Source organism: Synechococcus lacustris Maggiore-St4-Slac (assembly GCF_024345595.1).
Lineage (GTDB): Bacteria > Cyanobacteriota > Cyanobacteriia > PCC-6307 > Cyanobiaceae > Synechococcus_D > Synechococcus_D lacustris.
Genome location: NZ_JAGQBK010000023.1, coordinates 1 through 19,508 on the forward strand (window position 1 = coordinate 1; position 19,508 = coordinate 19,508).

A 19,508-nucleotide genomic window follows, 5' to 3' on the forward strand; every position below is an offset into this window, starting at 1 on the left:
CCTTTTCTTAAAGATTGGTTGCTGCATTAGCTGCAAACTTAGTTAGTATAAATTGGTTGATTTTAAATCTACGTATATGACTAATTCACCTGAGTCACTGCCCTTCATTCTTTTTAGATCAGCTGCACTAAGGCAAATAAATCAATTGAAACGATTCAGCGACTTACAAAGCATTATTCCAGCAGAGCTTAGTATTGGCGAGAAGCAACTTCAAGAAATCGCAAGAAATTCAATTTTTACTAATTCCAATCAGATTAGTTTTGATGCAGTTGCATGGTTTATTGAAAAAGGTTTGCTGCAAAGGGATGAGCCAAAAACTTCTGATGCAAAGTTTCCATTTATCTTTGTTACTGTTGTAAATATTGAGATTACCTATTCGTGCAATTTTGCCTGTTCGCATTGCCTGCAGGCACCTATACGACCTGCAGGCCCTTCTGAATGGTTAGATATAGCAATTGTCAAAAAAGCATTATTGGAAGCCAAATGTTTGGGCTTAACAAGAACTGGCTGCAACCTAACAGGGGGAGAAACGTTTATGCCCCATAGTCCCATCTTGGAGCTGATTGCTTACGCGAATAATATAGGTACTCCGGCTCGTTCTAATACCAATGCCTGGTGGGGAAATCATCAAAATATTAAAATTGGAGACATGGTCTTCCCAACCGATTCATCATTAGTTGAATATCTAAAAGAGATTGGGCTGGGCAGATTAGCGCTTAGCTTGGATGACAGGTATCTTCAGTATCCTGAATTATTGGATCGTGTAATTAGAGTTGCATCACTCTGTGAAAAACAAAACCAGCCGTACGAATTTGTAATTACTGAACCCAATCCGTTAATTCGTCAACAAGCCATCAAGCTGCTGCATGAATCAATCGGAGGCTATCCTCAATTCATGGTTTCAACACCAATGGAGATGGTGGATGTTGGTGCAGCAAAAAATTTAACTGGTTTCTCTGATCAATATCATGAAATTGATAAACTAGCTCTTAGCTCACCATGTGCTGGTAAAGGTTTCCATAGACCTTACTATCTGCATATCGCACCTGATGGTGGAGTACGTAGCTGTTTATACGCTCCTGCTGGAGGGTGGCTAGGGAATATATCTGAGGACAACTTTTTTAATGTTTTAAATGCTGCAGCTATAAATCCAGTATACAAGTTATTTGAACATAATGAACTGGCTAATTTTGTAGAAACCTTTCTAAATCCATGGAAGGATCAATACCGCTCTATTGGCCATGGCTGCGCCGCCAGTGCATTGATTGCCCGCCTTGCTGAAAGGGTATATGCAGCCACCGAGAAACAGGGTGGGCAGCCAAGCGCAATGCAGATGAGTGAAATTCATAAGCATTTATCTATTGAAATGGGTCTCGAATCACCCAGCAAACGGCAGAGCGAGCAACTAATGGTTGCTCAGGATGGTTTATAGCTCCCTTAAACTGCGGTATTCTTTCTTATCTATTTCTACATCATGAAAAATCTCAAAACGTTTATTTTGTTCATAGGTATTGGGTGCTCGGCTTTGTTTGCGCCCCCTATTTATGCAGGCGGCTGCAAATTTCATGGAACTACCGCTCTTAGTTGCGAAGACGGTAAAGGTGGATATGTGAATATGTTTTTTAATGGAGAAAAGTGGACCGAACCTGTATCTTCTCAGTCAGCTAACCATAATGTGGCTCCGGTGAGAATTATTAGGGTTGTTGAGCCTGTATATATTGACAATAGAGACTACATTTGCAATAGAGGCTATTGCAGAGCTACCTATTATCCAAGGTATAGGTAATCAAGTAATTATCTATTTAATAAAGCTAGATCTTGCAATTTACGTGCCGTGGCCGTTGGAATAAACCATTTAGGTAGTGCTGTACTACTGCTGGTTCCTTGCAGCCTTGCTGAAACAGGAATGCTGCCACCGATGCTTGGACCAGGCGGTATTGATCCCATTCAGGGTGTTGTTGGATAAAAACTGCCATTGCATTGAATAAATCTTCTGGAAATTCGTTTTCCACACTCACATGAGCCGGCATCAAATCTGGAACCACAACCATTCAACGCACAAGCGATCACTGCATCCATCAGCGCACACCCGCCCTGCTGCCGTCAAAGCAGCCATAAAAAATGCATCGCTTGTATAAAAAACAACAAAATCAAGCAGCAGCAGGCCTTTACCAGTTTTTAAGCCAGCGCAAAAATCAGGCCAGAGCTTGCTTTTGCTTGCTGTCAAGGGGAAAGAGCTTTTCCCAGATGTCGCCTGCAATACCAGCTGCACGCTCACAAAAGAGCTCAGCGGCTTGTGGAAAAACTGTTGAAAACTACTGGCCTGCTGTGAATTGCAGCTCTGTTTAGCAGTGCTGATCACTGCTGTTAACGGCTGCTTTTAAGTGCTGCTGCTCGGCTTTCGGATCGGGCCATCTAGGTCTGAGCGATAGCTAAGCGAGAGTTCTGGCAGCTGCTTTTTAAGGCTTGCAAGCAGCTGCTCTAGTACAGCTGTTGTTAGTGGTGCCCGATTACCCATCCCTTCTGAACTGCTGCAAAGCAATACGCATTTACCAGCACTGTTTAGTTCAACAAGGATCCGCACCAATAAATTGCTTTTACTAAGCATTAAGGCAATGCTGGCATTATGGGGATCAGGCCAGCACAACTGGGCATTTAATTCCAACGCTGATTGCTCTAATGCCTGGGGGAGATCAGCAATAGCTGCCTCAGATAGCTCTAGTTGCATCTCTAGGCGGGCCATTAGCTGTAACAGACCTCACAGTTTTGCTTGGAAATTGAGCTGTTGGCGTTAGGTATGGACAAAATCTGATTCGTCAGATGGCATGAGATCTACCAGCACCTGATAGGGCGTAAATAAAAAGCAATCAGCCGAAATGCCTAGGGCATTACCTGATAAGGCATGAACAGCACCTGCAACAAAATCCAATAGCCGTTGCGCTGCTTTTGGCTCCATTTCTTGGGTATTGATCAACACGCTTTTTTGCTCCCTAATCGCAGTAGCAGCAATAAAGGCATCAGCATGCTTGCTGCAATGCAAGATCAGCAGTTCTGGTGGCAAGAAACAAAATTCAGATTCCATCTGAATAATTAAATCCAGAAGGAACCTGAATAATTGCCTAGTAGCAAACGGCCGTTGTTGCTTTTGCTACCGGCAAGTGGATTGAAGCGTTAACAGATCAATCTTCTTCTTCTTCTGTGCTTCCAACTGGCTTGAGGCGAATCTGCTTACGGCCAAGCTTGATATCAAAATCATCGCCGGGCTTTAGATCAAGCATTGCCGTGTAGGCCTTACCGATCAATAAATTGCCATTTCCCTGCACGGTTGCAACAAAGCTGAGCTTGCGGCCACCTTTACCTACCTGGCCGCCATCACCAAGGTTTACACCTTTGGCTTCTAGCAATGCCTCATAGAAGGCGGTGAAATTAAGCCTGTCGGAGCCATCCTTTTTTTTGCTTACGTAACCGCAGGATTTAACCAGAGCAGATTTAGAGCCGTCGCCAAATTCCTTAACAGCCGCCAGTAGTTCTGATCCAGTGAGCATGAGGTGAGCGATTTGGTGCACTCATAATATATCACTCTGCAAGTTATGTGCAAGTATCTGTTGATCAAAATGCCTGGGAGAGGCAATACAAGGCCTATGCTGGCTAAAATTACTTAATTGCCTTCTATTTCCATGGCGCTTAAAAAGCAACCCTCGCCGTTTGCCATCAAATTGCAAATTCTTGGCGCCGTATTGGTGCCTATGGGTCTCCTCGGCCTTTGGCTCCACTCCAAGGGCTTTTGGTAAACGCAATGGGGGCTTCAGTTAAGCGGCTGGATACTCAGGCTCACGCCCACGTTTAACTATGTTGAACTTGGTACGCACGGTTTCTAGGGGCTCTTCAAAGTAGTCCCAAGGATCAATATCCCTTATTAGATCTGTGTTAACACAACTGCCATGCTCCATACCCGCAAACATCCGTTCCGGATCAAGTTTTCCAAATTCACCGGGTATGAATGGTGAAACACCAATACCAAGTTCAAACTCCGCCATCGCAAACATTAAAACATCAAAGGGATCCAAGCCTTCGAAACCCGCCTGGAATCCAATCACAGCGCCCTCCTCAGCTGCTGTTGTTCCGTATCCACCTAAAACATGGCAGCAGTCGTGTCGGAAAACAGGAATTGGTATGCCACCAGTATCGCCAGGGTAATTAAAATTATTGCGATCGAGAAATTCCGAATAAGCCTTGCCAAAGCTTTCATCTGGGTAGTGTTTTAGTGATTCAAACCGCTTTAGAACTGTTTCATCACGCACACCGCTAAGCGCTTTAAGGGTTGCGGCAAACATTGGTAATCCACCAGCCTTCATCGTGGCTGCAACAGCATCGCGAACAAAGCTCCTGCGCATCAGGTCAAATCGAGTGGCCAGCATTCTTCCCTCCATCACATTGCGATAGGTATTAACGGGATTGGCCTCAACTTGAAATGCTTTTGCCGTTTGCTCCAGCAGGTTTAAAGCCGAGGCTGATGGCTCCCCATCAAACATGGCCACCAAAGTCATCCCCCGCAGAATGCGCTCACGCCATTCAGGATCTGGATCACAGTTTGTGATTGCTTTTGCCATCTCCTCTGGTTGGAGGCTCGGGAGATCATCAAGCTCTTTTTCAACCTTAAGCAGATGGTCTCGAATTGCCCGAATACCCGTAAGCGCCCGCTCTGATGGCTCACCTTTTAAGCGTGCAACCGTCATTAAAGAAGCCAAGCCGGCGTTTGCCAAACATTCGCGTAGGTTTGCGGAAAGCGTCCGGCTGGGGTTTATAGACATCTTTACGAAGAACAGCTGTAGTGGGAAACGCCTCCAGCACTAAAATACTCCTTGGGCCTGAGACGGTTGTATTTCGCGTTTAGTTCCGCTGATTGCTCCGTGTAGGGATTGCTGAATACCGCCTGCAGCTCTTTGATTAGGCTGTAATCAGCTTGGGCAGCTTTCTCATAGGCGGGAACGATCAGCCATTCGCGCCAAGTGTATTTGGGGTTAACCCTCTGCATAGCTGCGGAGGTTTCCTTTGGGTTGCCGTTGGTTTTGATCTCGTCGCGCCAGCGTTGCAGCCAATTTGTCCATTTACTTTTAAGCTCCTCTGGGCAAGGTAGGTAAAAGCTTTCCTGCAGAGCTGCAAATTGCTCTGGGAGTTCAGAAAGCTGCCGAAATAGGATGGTGTAGTCGGCTTTGGAGCTGAACATCAACTGAACCAGCTCATTTACAAGTTGAGCGTTGTAGTTGATTAAACCAAGCTTGCTAGCCCACATGGCTTCTATTTCCCTATCCATAACCTCACCAAATCCCTCTCGAATCAGATCCAATCTGGCTAGAGCATCGCTGTTGCCCTCAAGCAGCGGCCTTAGTGCTAACCAAAACATTTGGTAGTTGGCTTCAGCCGCAAGCGACTGGTTAAAGAAGCTGAAATGCTCACCGCCCCCGGTCCAGGGTTGAAATCTTGGCTCAAAGAGTTCGCAGAAACCAAATGGCCCATAGTCGAGGGTGAAACCACCAGCGGCGCAATTGTCGCTGTTGAAATTGCCTTGGCAGTAGCCAATCCGAATCCAGTTGGCTACCAATGCAGCGAGCCGTGCTCGAAATAATCTCGCCAGCTCTATTACCTGATCGCTGAAATCCAAATTCCGATCAATTTCCTGGCGGTAGTTGCGTTCGATCAAATGCATCACGATCATCTGCAGCTCGTTCAATGCATTTGGATGGGCATTGCTGCGAACCCTGCGGGCAAATAGTTCCAGTTGACCCACCCGCAGAAATGATGCTGCCACCCTTGTGGTGATTGCCGCAGGGTTGTTCACCATGATGTTGGGATCAAAGGAACTGGAATTTGCTGAATACCAGGGCCTGCTTACTTGTTCGCTGTGCGACACATACAACGTTAGGGAGCGTGAGCTGGGAACCCCTAAGGCATGCATAAATTCTTGGGCCAAAAATTCACGCACGCTTGAGCGCAGCACAGCCCTTCCATCTGCGCCACGGCAATAGGGGGTGGGCCCACCGCCCTTTAATTGCATCTCCCACCGGCTTCCATTGAACAAGCCTTCAAACACAGATATGGCTCGGCCATCGCCGTAGCCGTTGCCGGTGCCAAATGGGCATTGTTGGATGTATTCGCTCCCATATATCGATAGGGCATATCCGGTTGCCCAGCCATATGGGCGCATCGGCTCCTGCGCAACGCTGATATCAGCAGAAAACAAACGACTGAACTTTTCATTATTAACAAGCTCTTCGCTTAGCCCTAGTTCGTTGAAAAGGGTGCTGCTGTGGGCCACATATTCCGGCTTTGGAAGCGGCGTTGGCTTTACGGGCACATAGTGACCGCTGAACACCTGCCGTGGCCTGTGATCGTTGCCATCGCTAGTTGCTTGAGGATCTGCATTAAGCGAATCCAGCAGCGAATAATCAGCCTGTTGAGCAAACTCAGCAAAATTTGTTAGGTGCACTGGTTTTTTCTGAGTTTTGAGCTGCTTTGGCTAAGCAAAACCGTTAAGGTAAGTATCTTGGCAAATAAGTAGCAACAATGGGCATAACTGTTTGGCAAGCAAGTGAAGCTGGTGCCAAATTGCAAGCTGCAGAGCGCCCACTGCTTGAGCCGGCTGCCAACGAACTAGTGCTGGAGGTGTTGCATTGCGGTTTATGCCACAGCGACCTCTCGATGCTCAATAACCATTGGGGCATAACTAGTTACCCACTGATACCTGGCCATGAGGTTGTGGGCAGGGTTGTGAGTGTTGGCAGCGCCGTTAACCCCGATGTGATTGGCGAGTTGCGTGGGCTTGGCTGGATCAGTGGTAGCTGTTGTCATTGCATTCAATGTCTTGGCGGTACGGGTAATCTTTGTGCGTCATTGGAGGCCACGATCGTTGGCCGTCAGGGTGGCTTTGCAAGTCATGTAACAGCCCATCAAGATTGGGCAATCCCCCTGCCCGAGGGCATTGATCCTGGAGTTGCCGGGCCTCTTTTCTGCGCTGGGATAACAGTATTTTCGCCATTAATCGATGAAGCGGTTTCACCAACAGCCCATGTGGCTGTTATTGGCATTGGCGGTTTGGGGCACATAGCCCTCCAGTTCGCCAGGGCCTGGGGATGTGAGGTAACTGCAATCACAACCAACTTATCTAAAACGGAGGAAGCAAAGCGATTTGGTGCCCACCAGGTGGAATCAATTGATCAGCTATCTAATTTGGCCGGTAAGTTCGACCTTATTATTAATACTGTTAATCATTCGCTCGATTGGGCTGCTGTGATGGCATCCCTTGCCCCCCTTGGGCGCTTGCACCAATTAGGAGCCGTTATTGAACCAATTCAAGTGGGTGCTTTTGATTTGATAATGGCAAGGCGTTCCATCACCGGTAGCCCCACTTCATCCCCAGCTAGTTTGCTGAAAATGGTTAATTTCTGTGTGCGTCATAACATTCGCCCGCAGGTTGAGCATCTGCCGATCAATCGTGTTAATGAAGCGGTTGAACGTTTGCAAAGGGGCGATGTGCGTTATCGCTTTGTTCTTGATTTAATTGGAAATTAATCTCTTCTATGAAACTAAAATTTAGCAACGTTGATGAGCTGGAGGGTTTTCGTTTTAACAGCAATGACCATTGCCGTTTAGCGATTTTGGTTGATCCTGAGATGTGTGGGGGATCATTTACTTGGTTTCTGGAAATCCATGATCCTGGTGATCGCGTTCCAGCACATTTGCACCATGATGCAATTGAAGCATTTTTCGTGCTTCGTGGTGAGGTGATCTTTCACACCGATGAAGGGGCGATCTTGGCCCGTGGTGGAGATCGTGTTATTACACCTCCTGATGCTTCCCATGATTTTGAAAATCCGGGTCCGGGGCGCGTTTATTTGATTACTTTGCTAGCAAATGACGGCGGTGAGTTCGCCCGGCTACTACGCGCTGGGGTGCCAACGCCGCTCGATGCTGAGGATCTAGAGGTATTGCGTAATCTTTAAATAGAACTTAGTTACTTTGTGTATGGATTTAATGTTTAAATGTTTTGTCTATTGTGCCAGCGGGGTGCTCAGGTGGCGCGTAAAGAACATAAACCTTGAGGGGCTTGTCGCCGATATTGATAATATTATGCCAGTAGCCACTTGGTATTAGAATTGCCCAGTCTGCCGATACTTTTTTGTCGAATGTCATTTTGTTCTTGGTTGCACCCATTACAACACGGGCATTACCCTCTTCAACACGTATGAATTGATCGCCAACATCGTGCTTTTCTAAACCGATTTCTTCGCCTGCTTTTAACGACATAACTGTTAGCTGAAGGTTTTTACCCGTCCAATGGGTGGTACGAAAATTTGTATTTAATGTTGTGATCTCATCAATATTAACTACCCACGGCATTTTGCCGTTGTCTTTACCAAGCTCTGGTTTTGCAAGGGCTGAGCCAGCGGCAATCAAAACAAAAAAACCAACAGCAGCAATCTTTTTAAACATGCAACGTTTCCTTATCGGTAATTAGTGATTTACGCAACAACACTACTAGGCTGCACGTTTACTTTCACTTGAGCGGCAGCTGCATCCGCCTTGCGGCGTGCTTCAGTTTCATTGCTTCCACGGGCTAATGCCACCCCCATCCGTCTTTGGGGCCTTGCTTCTTCCTTGCCAAATATTAATATTTCGTTATCAATTTCGGCTAGGGCTGCCTCGATGCCGCTGTAGCTAACAGGCGCACCTAAACTATCAGCTAAAATTACACGGCTTGCTGCCGCTCCAAGGCTATTAATTGCTGGTATTGGTAGGCCAAATATAGCCCTTAAGTGTAGTTCAAACTGGCTAAGATTTTGTCCAACAAGTGTTACAAGGCCAGTGTCGTGGGGCCGAGGTGAAAGTTCTGAAAAAACCACCTCAAATTGTTTTGCTGTAGCTGAATTATCATCAGTGCGGCATAGGAAAAACTCAACCCCAAATAGGCCAGCCCCACCAAGATTATTGGTAATAGCTAATGCCATTTCTTTGGCTTTTTGCAAGCTCTCTAAGGGTATTTCAGCTGGTTGCCAGCTGCATTGGTAGTCGCCCCGTTCCTGTATGTGGCCGATCGGTGGACAAAATAGTGTTGGGCCGTTCCATTGCTTCACGGTTAAAAGTGTGATCTCCAATTCAAAATGCAAATATTCCTCAACTATTACTAAGTTGCTTTCGCCCCGGGCGCCTGCCATCGCGTATTCCCACGCAGCAGTGATTGCCTCTGGTGTATCCACCACACTTTGCCCCTTTCCGGAGGAGCTCATAACCGGTTTTACCACCACAGGCCAGCCGAGATCTTGTGCTGCTGCTGCTAATTCAGCGCTGCTCTTGGCATAGGCAAAGCGGGCAGTGCGTAGCCCTAATTCATCGGCCGCCAGGTTGCGGATTCTGTTGCGATTCATCGTTACAGCCGTGGCCCGAGCTGTTGGGATAACGGTGATCCCTTCTGCCTCAAGTTCACTAAGGGCATCAACCGCTAAAGCCTCAATTTCTGGAACAACCACATCCGGTTTATGGGCGCGTATAACTGCCTTCAGCGCGTTTGGATTGCCCATCGCCACCACGGCAGCTTCATCTGCCACTTGCATAGCCGGTGCACCCCCATAACTATCCACTGCAATTACGCGGCAGCCAAGCCTTTTTGCAGCTATTGCCACCTCCTTGCCCAATTCGCCACTGCCAAGCAGCATCAGAGTGCGGGGAAGAGTGAAATCGCTAGCTGGATTCATCATTAGCCGATGCTTTGATCTTTCTACTTAAACCCCACCCAGCTTGTATGCAAACCCAGCCTGATCCGATCTGGACCCGTCGTTTGAACCTTGGGGAACAGGCTGCATTGATGCATAAATCGCCGATTTTGGCTGATGTTCGTTTTGCCGTTAAGGATTTGATGGCGTTGAGGGGGTGTGTAATGGGTTGTGGTAACCCCCATTGGGCAGCCAAACAGAACGTATGTAATTCAACAGCCCCTGCCATTGAGTTGTTATTGGCCGCTGGTGCCCGATGCCTCGGCACTACTTGGCTTGATGAATTCGCCTTTGGTTTGGCTGGTGAGAATCCCTGGGGTGGAACACCTCCAAACCCGAAGGCCCCGGGCAGAATTCCCGGGGGCTCAAGCAGTGGCAGTGCTGCAGCCGTGGCACTTGGTGAGGTTCACATAGCCCTTGGCACTGATACGGCTGGTTCAATTCGCGCCCCTGCTAGTTGGTGTGGCTTATGGGGAATGCGTCCTAGCCACGGCTTGATATCCACAGAATTGGTGGCACCTCTAGCGCCAAGCCTCGACACGGTGGGCCTCTTCGCCTCATCGTTTGAGCTACTGCGAAAAGGGATGTTTACCTTGCTTCAGCTAGGCAATCCAGTTGCTGAAACAACTGCTATTCGCGCAATTGCTTGGATTCCTGAACTATGGGAGCTGGCTGATCCCGCAGTGGCGGCACCATTAAAAGAAAAATGCAAGCACTTGGCTAGCCGTTTGGGATTAACACTTCAGGAATGGCCATTAGCGGTGTTGAATCTTTCATGTACAGAGCAATTAAAAAACCTGCTTGAGGTAGTGCAATGGGCTGAAATTGAATCGAGCCTCTCCCATTTGCCACCTCAGTTGCCTGTTGGCACAACATTTGCGCGTAATTGCTCTTTAGTAGCAAACCGCGATCGCAATCTCTTGGCTTCCGCCCAAATAGAGCGACTCAATTTGCAAAAAAAGTTGCACCAACTTTTAGCACCCAATTCCAGCAGTGATGCCCCTGCTCTGTTGTTGATGCCTTGCACACCAACAGTTGCCCCCCTACGCAATAGTCTTGGTTCTGATCGCAGCAAAAGCAATGTTATTCACCGCTTGCTGCAACTTGGAGCCCTTGCCAGCATTGGTGGGCTACCGCAACTGTGTTGGCCAGGGACCCTTGATAATATTGAAGGCCTACCTGTTGGTTTAGGCTTAATCACCCATTCAGGCGGTGATCAATTGCTACTAAATTTGCCCATATCCTAATAATGGATTAGTTTAAAGTGATTAATTTTCAGCCTATGTCTATTCCCCCCCTGCATCCAAATGAGGCCACTGCAAGGTTGGAATGTCTTTCCACCGAGGAATTAAGTGCTGAGTGTTGCGCAATTCTTGAGCGTATTCCAGGTGCTGGCCTCAAGGGTTCTGGTTTTCCAGCAAATGTGCTTGGTCAACTTATGCACAGCCCTGAACTACTTGCCCGATTTCTTGATTGGTGGGTTACCAGTAAAAGTGCAATGGCTTTTGCTGAACGCCAACAAGAATTGGTGATTTTGCGAATTGGTTGCTTATATGCAAGCGATTATGTGTGGAAGCATCATGTACCTGTTGCCTGTGAGTTTGGGGTAAGCAATGATGAGATCGATGCTGTGCGTAACGGAAATTTTGATTTTTTCACTGGCTTAGATAGAGCCCTATTGTGCTTTGCGGAAGCTATGGTTGTTGATAGAACCATATCTGCTGAACTGTGGACAACTTATTCTGCCCAGATAAGTGCTCAACAAGTAATAGATTTAATTTCCTTGGTTTCACAATACGTGTTGTTCGCTTTAACCAATAATGTCTTGCAAGTTCCCCTAGAGGAGCCGTTTATCAATGCTCCAAGCCTTATGCCGTAGGGAGAATTGAATTCACATGGAATCTGGAACAACTGTTGTGGTGGGAGCCGCCCACGGGATCGGAGCTGCGATCGCCCACCGGGTGGCAAGGGAACTCTGGACAACTCGCCTAGTGCTTGCGGGGATTTCAAATGCCGAGATGGATTCTCTTGCAAGCACACTTCGATCAGACCGTTTACAGGTTGATGTGTTACATGTTGATCTTGCAGATGAATGCTCAATAGCAGCACTTGTTGAAAAATCAAATGAAGCTGAGCGGGTTGCTATTGCTTCTGGTATTTATATCTCTAGTTCAGCTTTAACCACCTCAAGAGCCGAGATTGATAGCGTACTTGCGATAAACTTGTATGGTGTTTTCTTCACTGCTCAGCATTATGCCCGAGCAATGATAAGTAGAAAATCTGGATCTATTGTTGCTATAGGATCAATCTCTGGGCGTTTTCCTCGCTTAGGCCAAGTGGCCTATGGTGCCGCAAAAGCTGGCATGCGCCAAGCTTTGCGGGTGCTTGCCTTGGAAACAGTTCCCCATGGGGTACGTATTAATTTGATTTCACCAGGGCCAACTGAATCGGAGATGATGCGCAAATTAATTGCTGATCATCCAAATATGGCCAATTTAGCTGATGGAAACCTTGAATCCTTTCGACCGCCAATACCTGATGCCCATGTGGGCCAACCAGATCAGGTGGCAGCAGCTGCAGCATTTTTACTTTCGCCAGATTCATCACATATATCCTTTCACGATCTTTATTTAGATGGCGGTGAAACATTGGGTATCTAACCAAAACAACACAAAAACAACCTGAATCTTAGAAGCGTGCCATTGCAGCAATCTTAGTTAGCTTTTCCTTATCTAGTCCATCAAGTTCAGATAACTTGAGCAGTTCATCTTTTACTAGCCGGGCGAACACAAACAATATTCCTTCTGGCCTAAAATCAAAACGGCCCTCGATGGTGTGACGTTGAATACTTAAATAATCATGAAGTGCCCAAATGGTTTCAGCCGTATCTAGCTGCTCAGATTTAGAGCGTACAGATTTAATCAGTTGATCTATAGACCTCGCATAGGCCTGATCAAAAGCGCTTTTAGCGATGGTTTGTTCGCTGGTTGTCCAGCCTTCTAAAACAGTGTCAACCATATTTTGAAAATTAATTTAAAAGATCCTAATTGAGTTCTCCGCTGATCGCGAGCTCTTTCGATCTACAACGGGCAGCGGGAAGCTCAAACCAGGCAAGTGAGGGATTGATGTGGTGTTCCCTATGATACCCGAAGTGGTAGCAGGCCAACAGTGATAGCAAAGGTGGTAGTTCTAGGCTTTGAGCTTGTTGTTTGGCCTCGCCAGCCCCTTGGTGGCGATGGGGCAAATAAGTACCAAATATAAACAATTGCATAGAGCTTAAAAGTAGCGGAACAATGCAAAAAATAAACACATTTAGCATTGCTGATGGGGTAACACTTTTAAATGCAAACCATAGCAAGCCCCAACTACACAAAAGCATTACCATTTGTGTTAAACTTAAGTATCCAGTCATGAACTTAAAGTACCAACTTAAAATTCCTTTATTATTTGCCGAAGAAAAATCTGGATCCAATTCAGTGGCTTGATGTTTATGGTGAAGATTATGGTTTTTACTGCAATTACCAAATGGTAGAAAAGCATATAGTGCCAATGAAATAGAGCCTAATGTGTTATTTAGTTTCAGATTCGATCTGCACAAAACAGAGTGCATTGCATCATGGGCAATAATAAATAGCCCAGTTTGAAGAAATGTTCTAAAAAAAACTGCAATCAACACAAATAGAATTGGTGTTGATTGCAGATTGAATGAAAGGACACTAAGAAAAGAAGTTATCCACAAGCTGGCAATAACAACTGCTGGTAGCATTAACGAGCAAACTTTAGAAGTTCAGCTGGAGATGCAAGTAAATCAATAGCAACAAAATAGATTTTGCCATTTGGGTCTAGAAGAAATCTCCAGGCAACATTCATACCAACGCCAGCACCAAACCATGGGGTTTGCACGGTTCCAGTTACTTTTACCTGTGTAAAACCATCATCAGCGGGCTCAGCTTTGCCGCGCTCGGGAAGCAGTTTTAAATTCTGACAATCTTCCCTGAAAAAGCGGAGGATATTATCTGAGCCAACTATTGGCTTTTTGAATGGTGGCTGGAGAGCACCATCTGGCAGGAATAATTGAATTAAATTATCAAAATCGTTAGCATTAAGCAGCTCTATGTAACTCAATACTGTTTGGTTGTCTACTCCTTCAATAGAAACCTTCTCACGAAGCTGGGCTGGGGTTGGAGGTGCCACAGGCTCGCTGATTATTTGAGCACCCTCGCGCTTGGGATCAAAGCCCATGTCAACAACAAAATTACGGAGCAATGTGATTTGCTGACCGCTACTCACGGTTTTAACTGAGCTCAAAACGGCTAAGGCGTTTGCTGATAGTTGATAACCTTCAGGAATTGGAGCAACAGTACCCTCTGCCATCCATTCCCCAAGGGTGTACCAAAAGCCAAGTTTGATATTTACAGACCAATTTGAATAGGTGCGACAAATAGCTGTATCTGAACGATTGGCTAGGTCGCACATTGCTTGGCTTTGGGCTGGAAAGCTCATTGCCTTGATTTCCGCCAGGGTGCGCTCTGCAAACTGCATGCTTGCTGCGCCCAGGGCTGCCACTGTGATTGTTTTGCCCATCTCTAGATAGGCATACCAAATGAGGGCCAGTTGATCTTCGGCGCTAAGCAGCTCGAAGCGAGCTGTGATAGCAGGAACCACGTCTGCGGTAAGGGTTTCAGGGAAAATCTGTGACGCCTTCTCAATCGTGAACATGAGCGAACGGCCTTTTGTTAAGGATTGTTTCAACAGTATAGCACGCCCTGGGGGTGCTACACCAATTGTGGGCTTAGGTGGCTACACCGTTGTTAATTTATAGGTTCTAGATGAAAATTTTATATCCGCTACAAGTTCTTTTAGTTCGTTGGCATCAATTTCTAGATCTTTTACATTTATTAGCTCTGGATTTCTAAATCCAGTTGCTATGGCCATTTCTTCAAAATCCCTCCAGTAGAGGGCTCCTCCAAGGCATTCGCTGTAAAGCACAGGATGGCTACTAATTTCCTGTGGAAGCTGCTGATCCGAGTATACATCAGCAAAATAAAAAGTTCCGGTAGGTTTAAGTAAATGCTTTATTCCTTTTAGCACTGCGGGCTTGTTTGTTGAAAGGTTTAGCACACAGTTGCTTACAATTAAGTCAAAGCTGCTTTTTCCCAAACCAAGTTCGGTTAATTCTTCAATTCTTCCTTCAATAAATTCAACGTTTGCATAACCAAATTGTTCAGCGTGATATTCTTTATGTTTTTGGGCTATTTCCAATTGTTCTTTCGTCATATCAACGCCTACAACATTTCCCTTGGAGCCAACTAACTGTGCCAATATGTACACATCTCTACCAGCTCCACTTCCAAGATCTAGAACCCTAAAACCCTCTATTAATTCCGGACATACAAGCCCGCAACCGTAGTAGCGCTTGCAAACCTCTGGATGAACCTTTGCTAGCAGCTGTTTTAGGGAGTTTGAAATTGCATTTGCATCGCAGCAGGCACTGGTTTTTAAATCAGCGCTGCTCTTGAGTTCTTTGCCGTAATAGGCCTTCACAACATCTTCCATTGCTAGATCCGATTTACGCCTATTATAGACTTTCATGGGGATATGAGAGCTTCTTTTTTTAATTCCCATGGAATATATTGTTGTTTGCCTTGCAGCACTACTTGCATCGGCGTTAACCCTATTTTCAGGTTTTGGTTTAGGCACTTTGTTGATGCCAGTGGTTGCTATTTTTTTTCCCTTAAATCTTGCAATTGCAATTACTGCGATTGTTCACCTGTTAAATAATTTGTTTAAGTTTGCACTGGTTGGATCACAAGCAAACAGTGCTGTAGTAATAAAATTTGGCATTCCCGCCCTTTTTGCAGCTTTTATTGGCGCCGGTTTGCTTAATGTTTTTGCATCAGTTGAACCGATTTACAAATATTTTTTCTTTGGTTCGGAATTTCAAATAACTTTGATTAATCTAAGTGTTGGCATCTTGATCCTCATTTTCTTGTTTCTTGATTTTTCTAAATCATTTAAATCAATCGCCCTGCCAATGCGATGGCTACCTGTTGGCGGCATTGTGACTGGTTTTTTGGGAGGTTTTTCTGGTCACCAAGGTGCCTTCAGAAGTATGTTTCTATTAAACTTAAATCTATCAAAAGAAGCATTTATATCAACAGGTGTTGTGATAGCTGTTATGGTTGATATTGCAAGGCTTTTTGTATACGGTGTTGGTTTTTACCAGCAATCGTTTGCCGTGGATTGGAGTTTAACTGCCGCAGCCTCAATGTCTGCTTTTATTGGTGCATTTCTTGCTGTTAAGTGGCTAAAAAAAGTCACTTACACGTCGATTAGGATTACTATTTCTGTAATGTTATTTGTTGTTTCCATCGGTTTGATTAGTGGCTTAATTTAAGTTGGTTTTCTAGCGATAACAGAAAAAAATGGATCTCCTTTGCCTGCAAACCATTTTAGTGGGCCGGTATCTATGGTTTCTTTGCTAACTAGTTCTTCTATATGCCAACCTTGATGCCTTACTACTTTTGCGATTAGATTTAATCTTTCCCTGTCGCTTGATTCAAGCCATGCTAATGGCGCTTTGCTGGAGAACATTCTATTTGAAAAGCTCACAATTAATATTCCCCCTGGTTTAACAACTCTAAATAATTCTGATGCTACAGCCTCTGGTTTTTGTAAGTACTGCCAACCTGCAACAATTAATCCAGTGTCTACTTGGCAATCTGCTAAAGGTAGGTGTTGATTTACATTTAAATTCTGCAGCCAATAGCTACTCAGTTGCTTATTGGCTTTTAATTCCTGTTCATTTAAGCCATGGCCAATAACTTCTTTATAGTTGTTGCTTGCTGGAAGATGGCTTACCCAGCTGCTCATTAAATCTAATATTATTGAACCCGGTTCAATCCTCTCGCTATAAAGATTAGTTAGCTCCTTGCGAAAACCCCCATCGAGATGTTGAACAAATCTTGGCATTGAATAAAATAATTCATCATTGCTTTCATCCTGCTTAACTCGTTGTTGATTGTTGAGAACAGAAATGAATTCTACCGGTGTGTTCACCAATACCTTTGCTTGTTGCCCCGCTATTATGGTTGCTTATTGTTGCGATTGCGTGCTCGATTATCCAGCTTTGCAAATTGCTATCCCCTCTGCTGAGGAGCTCCTCTTGCTTGAGCAAAAGGCCCGTGCCAATGGCAGTGGTTTGAATCCTAACGATTTGCTTGGTTCTTGGTATCTCGAGCGTGTGTGGTCTAAAGGTAGTAAATCTCCGTCAACCTTTGCTGCTGGTTTGCTGAAAAATCTTAGTGCTTGCCTGCGCTTATCTATTGATGCAAATCACTTTCAAATTATTAATTCTGTAAGCATTGGGTCTTTACAGCTGAGCTTTGTTGGCAAAGCCTTTCTAAATGGTGTAAGGCCAATTTTGTTTTTTACCTTCCAGTATGTTTCTGTTTCTCTGGGCTCATTTGTGATATTCAAACGCAATCTGCCCCAACCCCCATCCCGAAAAATGCCATTTTTTGCCCTCATAGCTCGCAACAGCAATGGTTGGTTGGCTGCCCGTGGTAGAGGCGGTGGACTTGCATTATGGATTTTAAAAGCAGATACTTCTGTTTAATTATATTCACCAGGAATAGTATTTTTATGAACCGTTACCCGATCGAATTTTTGCCCTGATATTCTTAAAAGTTCATCGCCTGAAAACTCAAGCCCATATCTTTTGCCAATCAATGCAACATCATCAGCGGTTGATGCAGAAAGCACTAATTTTTTAATTTCTTCATCTTGTTGTAGTAGTGCCATGAATGCCTTAAGTTCAACAAGGGACATGCTGCAAAAACCTCAATTGAGTTATGATTGCATAGTTTGGCTTCATTTCGCTACAATCCCCCTTTTCTAATCTGCTATTGAATGAATTTTTTAATTAATTGCATCATCTTACTCTCCTTGAGTTTTTTCCAGCTTGTAGGTCCTGAACCAACTGATTTGGGAGTTCACAATGCTGAATTATCCCCCTGTGCCTCACCGGCCCATTGCGCAAGGGCGAATTGGTCTGTTGCTCAACCATCGGATGTTCTTAATAAATTGGTTCCATTGTTAGAAAAAATGCCACGAACTGAATTGGTAGAGCAGGAAAATGGCTATATTCACGCAACGGTTAGCAGTGCCTTTTTTGGATTTGTAGATGATCTAGAACTTTATGCAGATCCTATCCGCGGATTCTTGCAGGCCCGCTCTGTTTCTAGGCTTGGTGATTCTGATTTAGGTGTTAATGCCAAACGTTTAACTGAGATCCATGCACTTATCCCCTCAATTTAAGGATTTATAGCTTCCTTAAGCCATCCATTTTCTGCTTTCCAACAGAATCTTCTGTGGGGGGTACTAACTAATTCCAGCAGTTCAACCATCTCACAATTAACTCGGATAAGCTCAAAATTATCTGGAGGAGGGGTTTCTTCAGGCACCTGTAGCGGAAAATTGCTTATTGAATTTAAGGACAATCCCGGCGCTGGCCAAAACCATGATGCTTTTGCTTTCGCTGAGAGCTTTTGCCAGTGCTGGTGAACGGCTTCCTTTTCTCTCTCTGCAGTTAGAGATGTATTGATTCCCCGAAATCTAAATTGGCTTTTTGCCTTTGGCAGCAGCCAACAAATTTCAATCCTTGGGTTCTCTTGAATTTGGAGTGATTTCTCACTCCTTCTATCGGTTAGCAGGTCTAGTTCACTTGCCCCGTGCCAACCCCTAAAAACAACGGTACGCACCCTGGGGCTGCCATCGGTTGCTGTTGTGGCTAATTGAACCCAGTTTTTAGAAATTGAATTTTTTTCCTTAGCCTGGGCAGCACTTAAAACCTGCCTCCAGGCTGGTATGTGGTTTTCCAACGCCCTAAGCGATTTCAAGCCATAATGTAACGGTTCGTTAAGTTATCGGCCATGACCCTTGGTGAGGTTTTTCTCGAATCCCTGAGCACCGGAGTTATCACAGAACAAGAAATTGATTGGTTGGCGACTCAGCAAAACCGCTTTAACCGCGATGAAGAGGCAACGGCCCTAAAACTTGGCAGGCTTCTCGATTCCGGCGTCATCAATCTTGGTTGCCGAATTCCTTCACAACTCCTCAGGCACAAACTTGTTTTAAACGATTGGATCGAACCGCTCGGCCGTAGGCGGCACCACAAGCCAATCTCTGCCTAGCCACCAACCAGCTTATTGAAACGTTACAGTTTGTTAACAAAAGTCAACACACAGCCATGGATGTTTCCCCCGCCGCTGCCATTGCAGTGCTTCTCATAGGTGCCTGGATTGTTGGAGCGCTCGCTCAACCAGACATGCCCAGCGATTGAGATCGCTTCACATTTCGCAATCTCACGCGTCAGACTTTTTCAAACCTATTTCTCCTTCCATGACCAATCCGATCTTGCTCGAGTCGGCCGGAGGTTTTTTAGCTTCCTGCGCTGCTCTTTGGTTTCTAACGGTAAAGAAGCTTCCCAGTTTTGGGTTTACTTCTATCTTAACAAACCTCCAGCCGGTTCTTAAGTCTTACCTATTGAAGCAGAACTACATCGCTTCAATTGGCTTGCTTTTACTGCGTATTGCAGTTGGTGTGATGATGATTCACCACGGCCAAGAAAAGCTTGCTGATCCACAGCAATTTGCAGACACCTATGTTGCATCCTTGCATCTTCCCTTTCCGCTTTTCTTTGCCTATGCGGCCGGGTTATCTGAGTTAATTGGCAGTTGG

At 45.4% G+C, this 19,508-nt stretch carries 28 protein-coding genes; 11 read left to right on the forward strand and 17 right to left on the reverse strand.

Annotated features, from left to right (window positions below):
* Window positions 1–52: 52 nt before the first annotated feature.
* Window positions 53–1,432: a radical SAM/SPASM domain-containing protein gene (locus tag KBY68_RS11210; protein ID WP_255097266.1), complete on the forward strand. Its 1,380-nt coding sequence runs from the start codon at window positions 53–55 to the stop codon at window positions 1,430–1,432.
* On the opposite strand, the gene KBY68_RS11215 is transcribed toward KBY68_RS11210, so the two are convergent.
* From KBY68_RS11215 to KBY68_RS11250, 8 genes are all read right to left on the reverse strand, one after another.
* The gene (locus tag KBY68_RS11215; protein ID WP_255097267.1) at window positions 1,427–1,567 is read right to left on the reverse strand and encodes a hypothetical protein; all 141 of its coding nucleotides are present in this window, start codon (window positions 1,565–1,567) and stop codon (window positions 1,427–1,429) included. The genes KBY68_RS11210 and KBY68_RS11215 overlap by 6 nt on opposite strands.
* 244 nt (window positions 1,568–1,811) lie before the next feature.
* Window positions 1,812–2,051, reverse strand: a complete 240-nt coding sequence (locus KBY68_RS11220) for a DUF2811 domain-containing protein (protein WP_255097268.1) — start codon at window positions 2,049–2,051, stop codon at window positions 1,812–1,814.
* A complete protein-coding gene (locus KBY68_RS11225) occupies window positions 2,030–2,227 on the reverse strand; it encodes a hypothetical protein (RefSeq protein ID WP_255097270.1) in 198 nt (65 codons plus the stop codon). Before KBY68_RS11225 ends, KBY68_RS11220 begins: the two co-directional genes overlap by 22 nt.
* 153 nt (window positions 2,228–2,380) lie before the next feature.
* Entirely contained in the window at window positions 2,381–2,743 is a 363-nt protein-coding gene (locus KBY68_RS11230; RefSeq protein ID WP_255097272.1) for a hypothetical protein, read from the reverse strand.
* A 48-nt stretch (window positions 2,744–2,791) separates the two neighbouring features.
* Window positions 2,792–3,082, reverse strand: a complete 291-nt coding sequence (sepF, locus tag KBY68_RS11235; protein WP_255097273.1) for a cell division protein SepF — start codon at window positions 3,080–3,082, stop codon at window positions 2,792–2,794.
* Between the two features lie 97 nt (window positions 3,083–3,179).
* A complete protein-coding gene (locus KBY68_RS11240) occupies window positions 3,180–3,545 on the reverse strand; it encodes an AbrB/MazE/SpoVT family DNA-binding domain-containing protein (protein WP_106500868.1) in 366 nt (121 codons plus the stop codon).
* A 264-nt stretch (window positions 3,546–3,809) separates the two neighbouring features.
* A complete protein-coding gene (locus KBY68_RS11245; protein WP_255097274.1) occupies window positions 3,810–4,736 on the reverse strand; it encodes a ubiquinone biosynthesis protein COQ4 in 927 nt (308 codons plus the stop codon).
* 77 nt (window positions 4,737–4,813) lie between these two features.
* Window positions 4,814–6,487: a protein adenylyltransferase SelO family protein gene (locus KBY68_RS11250; RefSeq protein ID WP_255097275.1), complete on the reverse strand. Its 1,674-nt coding sequence runs from the start codon at window positions 6,485–6,487 to the stop codon at window positions 4,814–4,816.
* A 77-nt stretch (window positions 6,488–6,564) separates the two neighbouring features.
* On the opposite strand from KBY68_RS11250, the gene KBY68_RS11255 reads away from it, so the two are divergent.
* Together KBY68_RS11255 and KBY68_RS11260 are read left to right on the forward strand one after the other, a co-directional pair.
* Window positions 6,565–7,569: an NAD(P)-dependent alcohol dehydrogenase gene (locus KBY68_RS11255; protein ID WP_255097277.1), complete on the forward strand. Its 1,005-nt coding sequence runs from the start codon at window positions 6,565–6,567 to the stop codon at window positions 7,567–7,569.
* Window positions 7,570–7,577: 8 nt separating this feature from the next.
* Window positions 7,578–8,000, forward strand: coding sequence for a cupin domain-containing protein (locus KBY68_RS11260; RefSeq protein ID WP_255097278.1), 423 nt, complete (start codon window positions 7,578–7,580; stop codon window positions 7,998–8,000).
* A 28-nt stretch (window positions 8,001–8,028) separates the two neighbouring features.
* Here KBY68_RS11260 and KBY68_RS11265 read toward each other — a convergent pair whose 3' ends face one another.
* Window positions 8,029–8,490, reverse strand: coding sequence for a cupin domain-containing protein (locus KBY68_RS11265; RefSeq protein WP_255097279.1), 462 nt, complete (start codon window positions 8,488–8,490; stop codon window positions 8,029–8,031).
* 29 nt (window positions 8,491–8,519) lie between these two features.
* The gene (purT, locus tag KBY68_RS11270) at window positions 8,520–9,752 is read right to left on the reverse strand and encodes a formate-dependent phosphoribosylglycinamide formyltransferase (protein WP_255097280.1); all 1,233 of its coding nucleotides are present in this window, start codon (window positions 9,750–9,752) and stop codon (window positions 8,520–8,522) included.
* A gap of 44 nt (window positions 9,753–9,796) precedes the next feature.
* Here purT and KBY68_RS11275 point away from each other — a divergent pair, with 44 nt between their 5' ends.
* From KBY68_RS11275 to KBY68_RS11285, 3 genes are read left to right on the forward strand one after another with little or no spacing between them, the layout of a single operon-like run.
* Window positions 9,797–11,014 (forward strand): amidase family protein, encoded by a 1,218-nt coding sequence (locus tag KBY68_RS11275; protein ID WP_255097281.1) that lies wholly within the window; start codon window positions 9,797–9,799, stop codon window positions 11,012–11,014.
* Between the two features lie 35 nt (window positions 11,015–11,049).
* Window positions 11,050–11,646 (forward strand): carboxymuconolactone decarboxylase family protein, encoded by a 597-nt coding sequence (locus tag KBY68_RS11280; RefSeq protein ID WP_106499167.1) that lies wholly within the window; start codon window positions 11,050–11,052, stop codon window positions 11,644–11,646.
* A 16-nt stretch (window positions 11,647–11,662) separates the two neighbouring features.
* Window positions 11,663–12,427, forward strand: a complete 765-nt coding sequence (locus KBY68_RS11285; protein WP_255097282.1) for an SDR family NAD(P)-dependent oxidoreductase — start codon at window positions 11,663–11,665, stop codon at window positions 12,425–12,427.
* A gap of 28 nt (window positions 12,428–12,455) precedes the next feature.
* Here KBY68_RS11285 and KBY68_RS11290 read toward each other — a convergent pair whose 3' ends face one another.
* The 4 genes from KBY68_RS11290 to KBY68_RS11305 form a co-directional block, all read right to left on the reverse strand.
* The gene (locus KBY68_RS11290) at window positions 12,456–12,785 is read right to left on the reverse strand and encodes a fluorescence recovery protein (RefSeq protein ID WP_106499169.1); all 330 of its coding nucleotides are present in this window, start codon (window positions 12,783–12,785) and stop codon (window positions 12,456–12,458) included.
* 25 nt (window positions 12,786–12,810) lie between these two features.
* A complete protein-coding gene (locus KBY68_RS11295) occupies window positions 12,811–13,533 on the reverse strand; it encodes a fatty acid desaturase (RefSeq protein ID WP_255097283.1) in 723 nt (240 codons plus the stop codon).
* On the reverse strand, window positions 13,533–14,486 hold the full coding sequence (locus KBY68_RS11300; RefSeq protein ID WP_106499223.1) for an orange carotenoid-binding protein: 954 nt from the start codon (window positions 14,484–14,486) through the stop codon (window positions 13,533–13,535). Before KBY68_RS11300 ends, KBY68_RS11295 begins: the two co-directional genes overlap by 1 nt.
* Window positions 14,487–14,567: 81 nt before the next feature.
* A complete protein-coding gene (locus KBY68_RS11305; RefSeq protein WP_255097284.1) occupies window positions 14,568–15,467 on the reverse strand; it encodes a methyltransferase domain-containing protein in 900 nt (299 codons plus the stop codon).
* Between KBY68_RS11305 and KBY68_RS11310 the strand changes: the two genes are divergently transcribed.
* Window positions 15,391–16,164: a sulfite exporter TauE/SafE family protein gene (locus KBY68_RS11310; protein WP_255097285.1), complete on the forward strand. Its 774-nt coding sequence runs from the start codon at window positions 15,391–15,393 to the stop codon at window positions 16,162–16,164. The genes KBY68_RS11305 and KBY68_RS11310 overlap by 77 nt on opposite strands.
* Here KBY68_RS11310 and KBY68_RS11315 read toward each other — a convergent pair.
* On the reverse strand, window positions 16,161–16,826 hold the full coding sequence (locus KBY68_RS11315) for a methyltransferase domain-containing protein (RefSeq protein WP_255097286.1): 666 nt from the start codon (window positions 16,824–16,826) through the stop codon (window positions 16,161–16,163). The two genes, KBY68_RS11310 and KBY68_RS11315, sit on opposite strands and share 4 nt — an antisense overlap.
* Here KBY68_RS11315 and KBY68_RS11320 point away from each other — a divergent pair.
* Window positions 16,804–17,385: a hypothetical protein gene (locus tag KBY68_RS11320; protein WP_255097287.1), complete on the forward strand. Its 582-nt coding sequence runs from the start codon at window positions 16,804–16,806 to the stop codon at window positions 17,383–17,385. The two genes, KBY68_RS11315 and KBY68_RS11320, sit on opposite strands and share 23 nt — an antisense overlap.
* On the opposite strand, the gene KBY68_RS11325 is transcribed toward KBY68_RS11320, so the two are convergent.
* The gene (locus KBY68_RS11325; RefSeq protein ID WP_255097288.1) at window positions 17,382–17,597 is read right to left on the reverse strand and encodes a Nif11-like leader peptide family natural product precursor; all 216 of its coding nucleotides are present in this window, start codon (window positions 17,595–17,597) and stop codon (window positions 17,382–17,384) included. The genes KBY68_RS11320 and KBY68_RS11325 overlap by 4 nt on opposite strands.
* An 81-nt stretch (window positions 17,598–17,678) precedes the next feature.
* Between KBY68_RS11325 and KBY68_RS11330 the strand changes: the two genes are divergently transcribed.
* Window positions 17,679–18,086 carry a DUF1499 domain-containing protein gene (locus KBY68_RS11330; RefSeq protein ID WP_255097289.1) on the forward strand — a complete coding sequence of 136 codons (408 nt, stop codon included), beginning with the start codon at window positions 17,679–17,681 and terminating at the stop codon, window positions 18,084–18,086.
* On the opposite strand, the gene KBY68_RS11335 is transcribed toward KBY68_RS11330, so the two are convergent.
* Entirely contained in the window at window positions 18,083–18,667 is a 585-nt protein-coding gene (locus KBY68_RS11335; protein ID WP_255097290.1) for a pyridoxamine 5'-phosphate oxidase family protein, read from the reverse strand. The genes KBY68_RS11330 and KBY68_RS11335 overlap by 4 nt on opposite strands.
* A 33-nt stretch (window positions 18,668–18,700) precedes the next feature.
* On the opposite strand from KBY68_RS11335, the gene KBY68_RS11340 reads away from it, so the two are divergent.
* Together KBY68_RS11340 and KBY68_RS11345 are read left to right on the forward strand one after the other, a co-directional pair.
* Window positions 18,701–18,961 (forward strand): PM-15 family protein, encoded by a 261-nt coding sequence (locus tag KBY68_RS11340; RefSeq protein ID WP_255097291.1) that lies wholly within the window; start codon window positions 18,701–18,703, stop codon window positions 18,959–18,961.
* A 208-nt stretch (window positions 18,962–19,169) separates the two neighbouring features.
* Window positions 19,170–19,508, forward strand: a 339-nt coding sequence (locus KBY68_RS11345; protein WP_255097292.1) for a DoxX family protein, incomplete at its 3' end; no start/stop codon positions are given.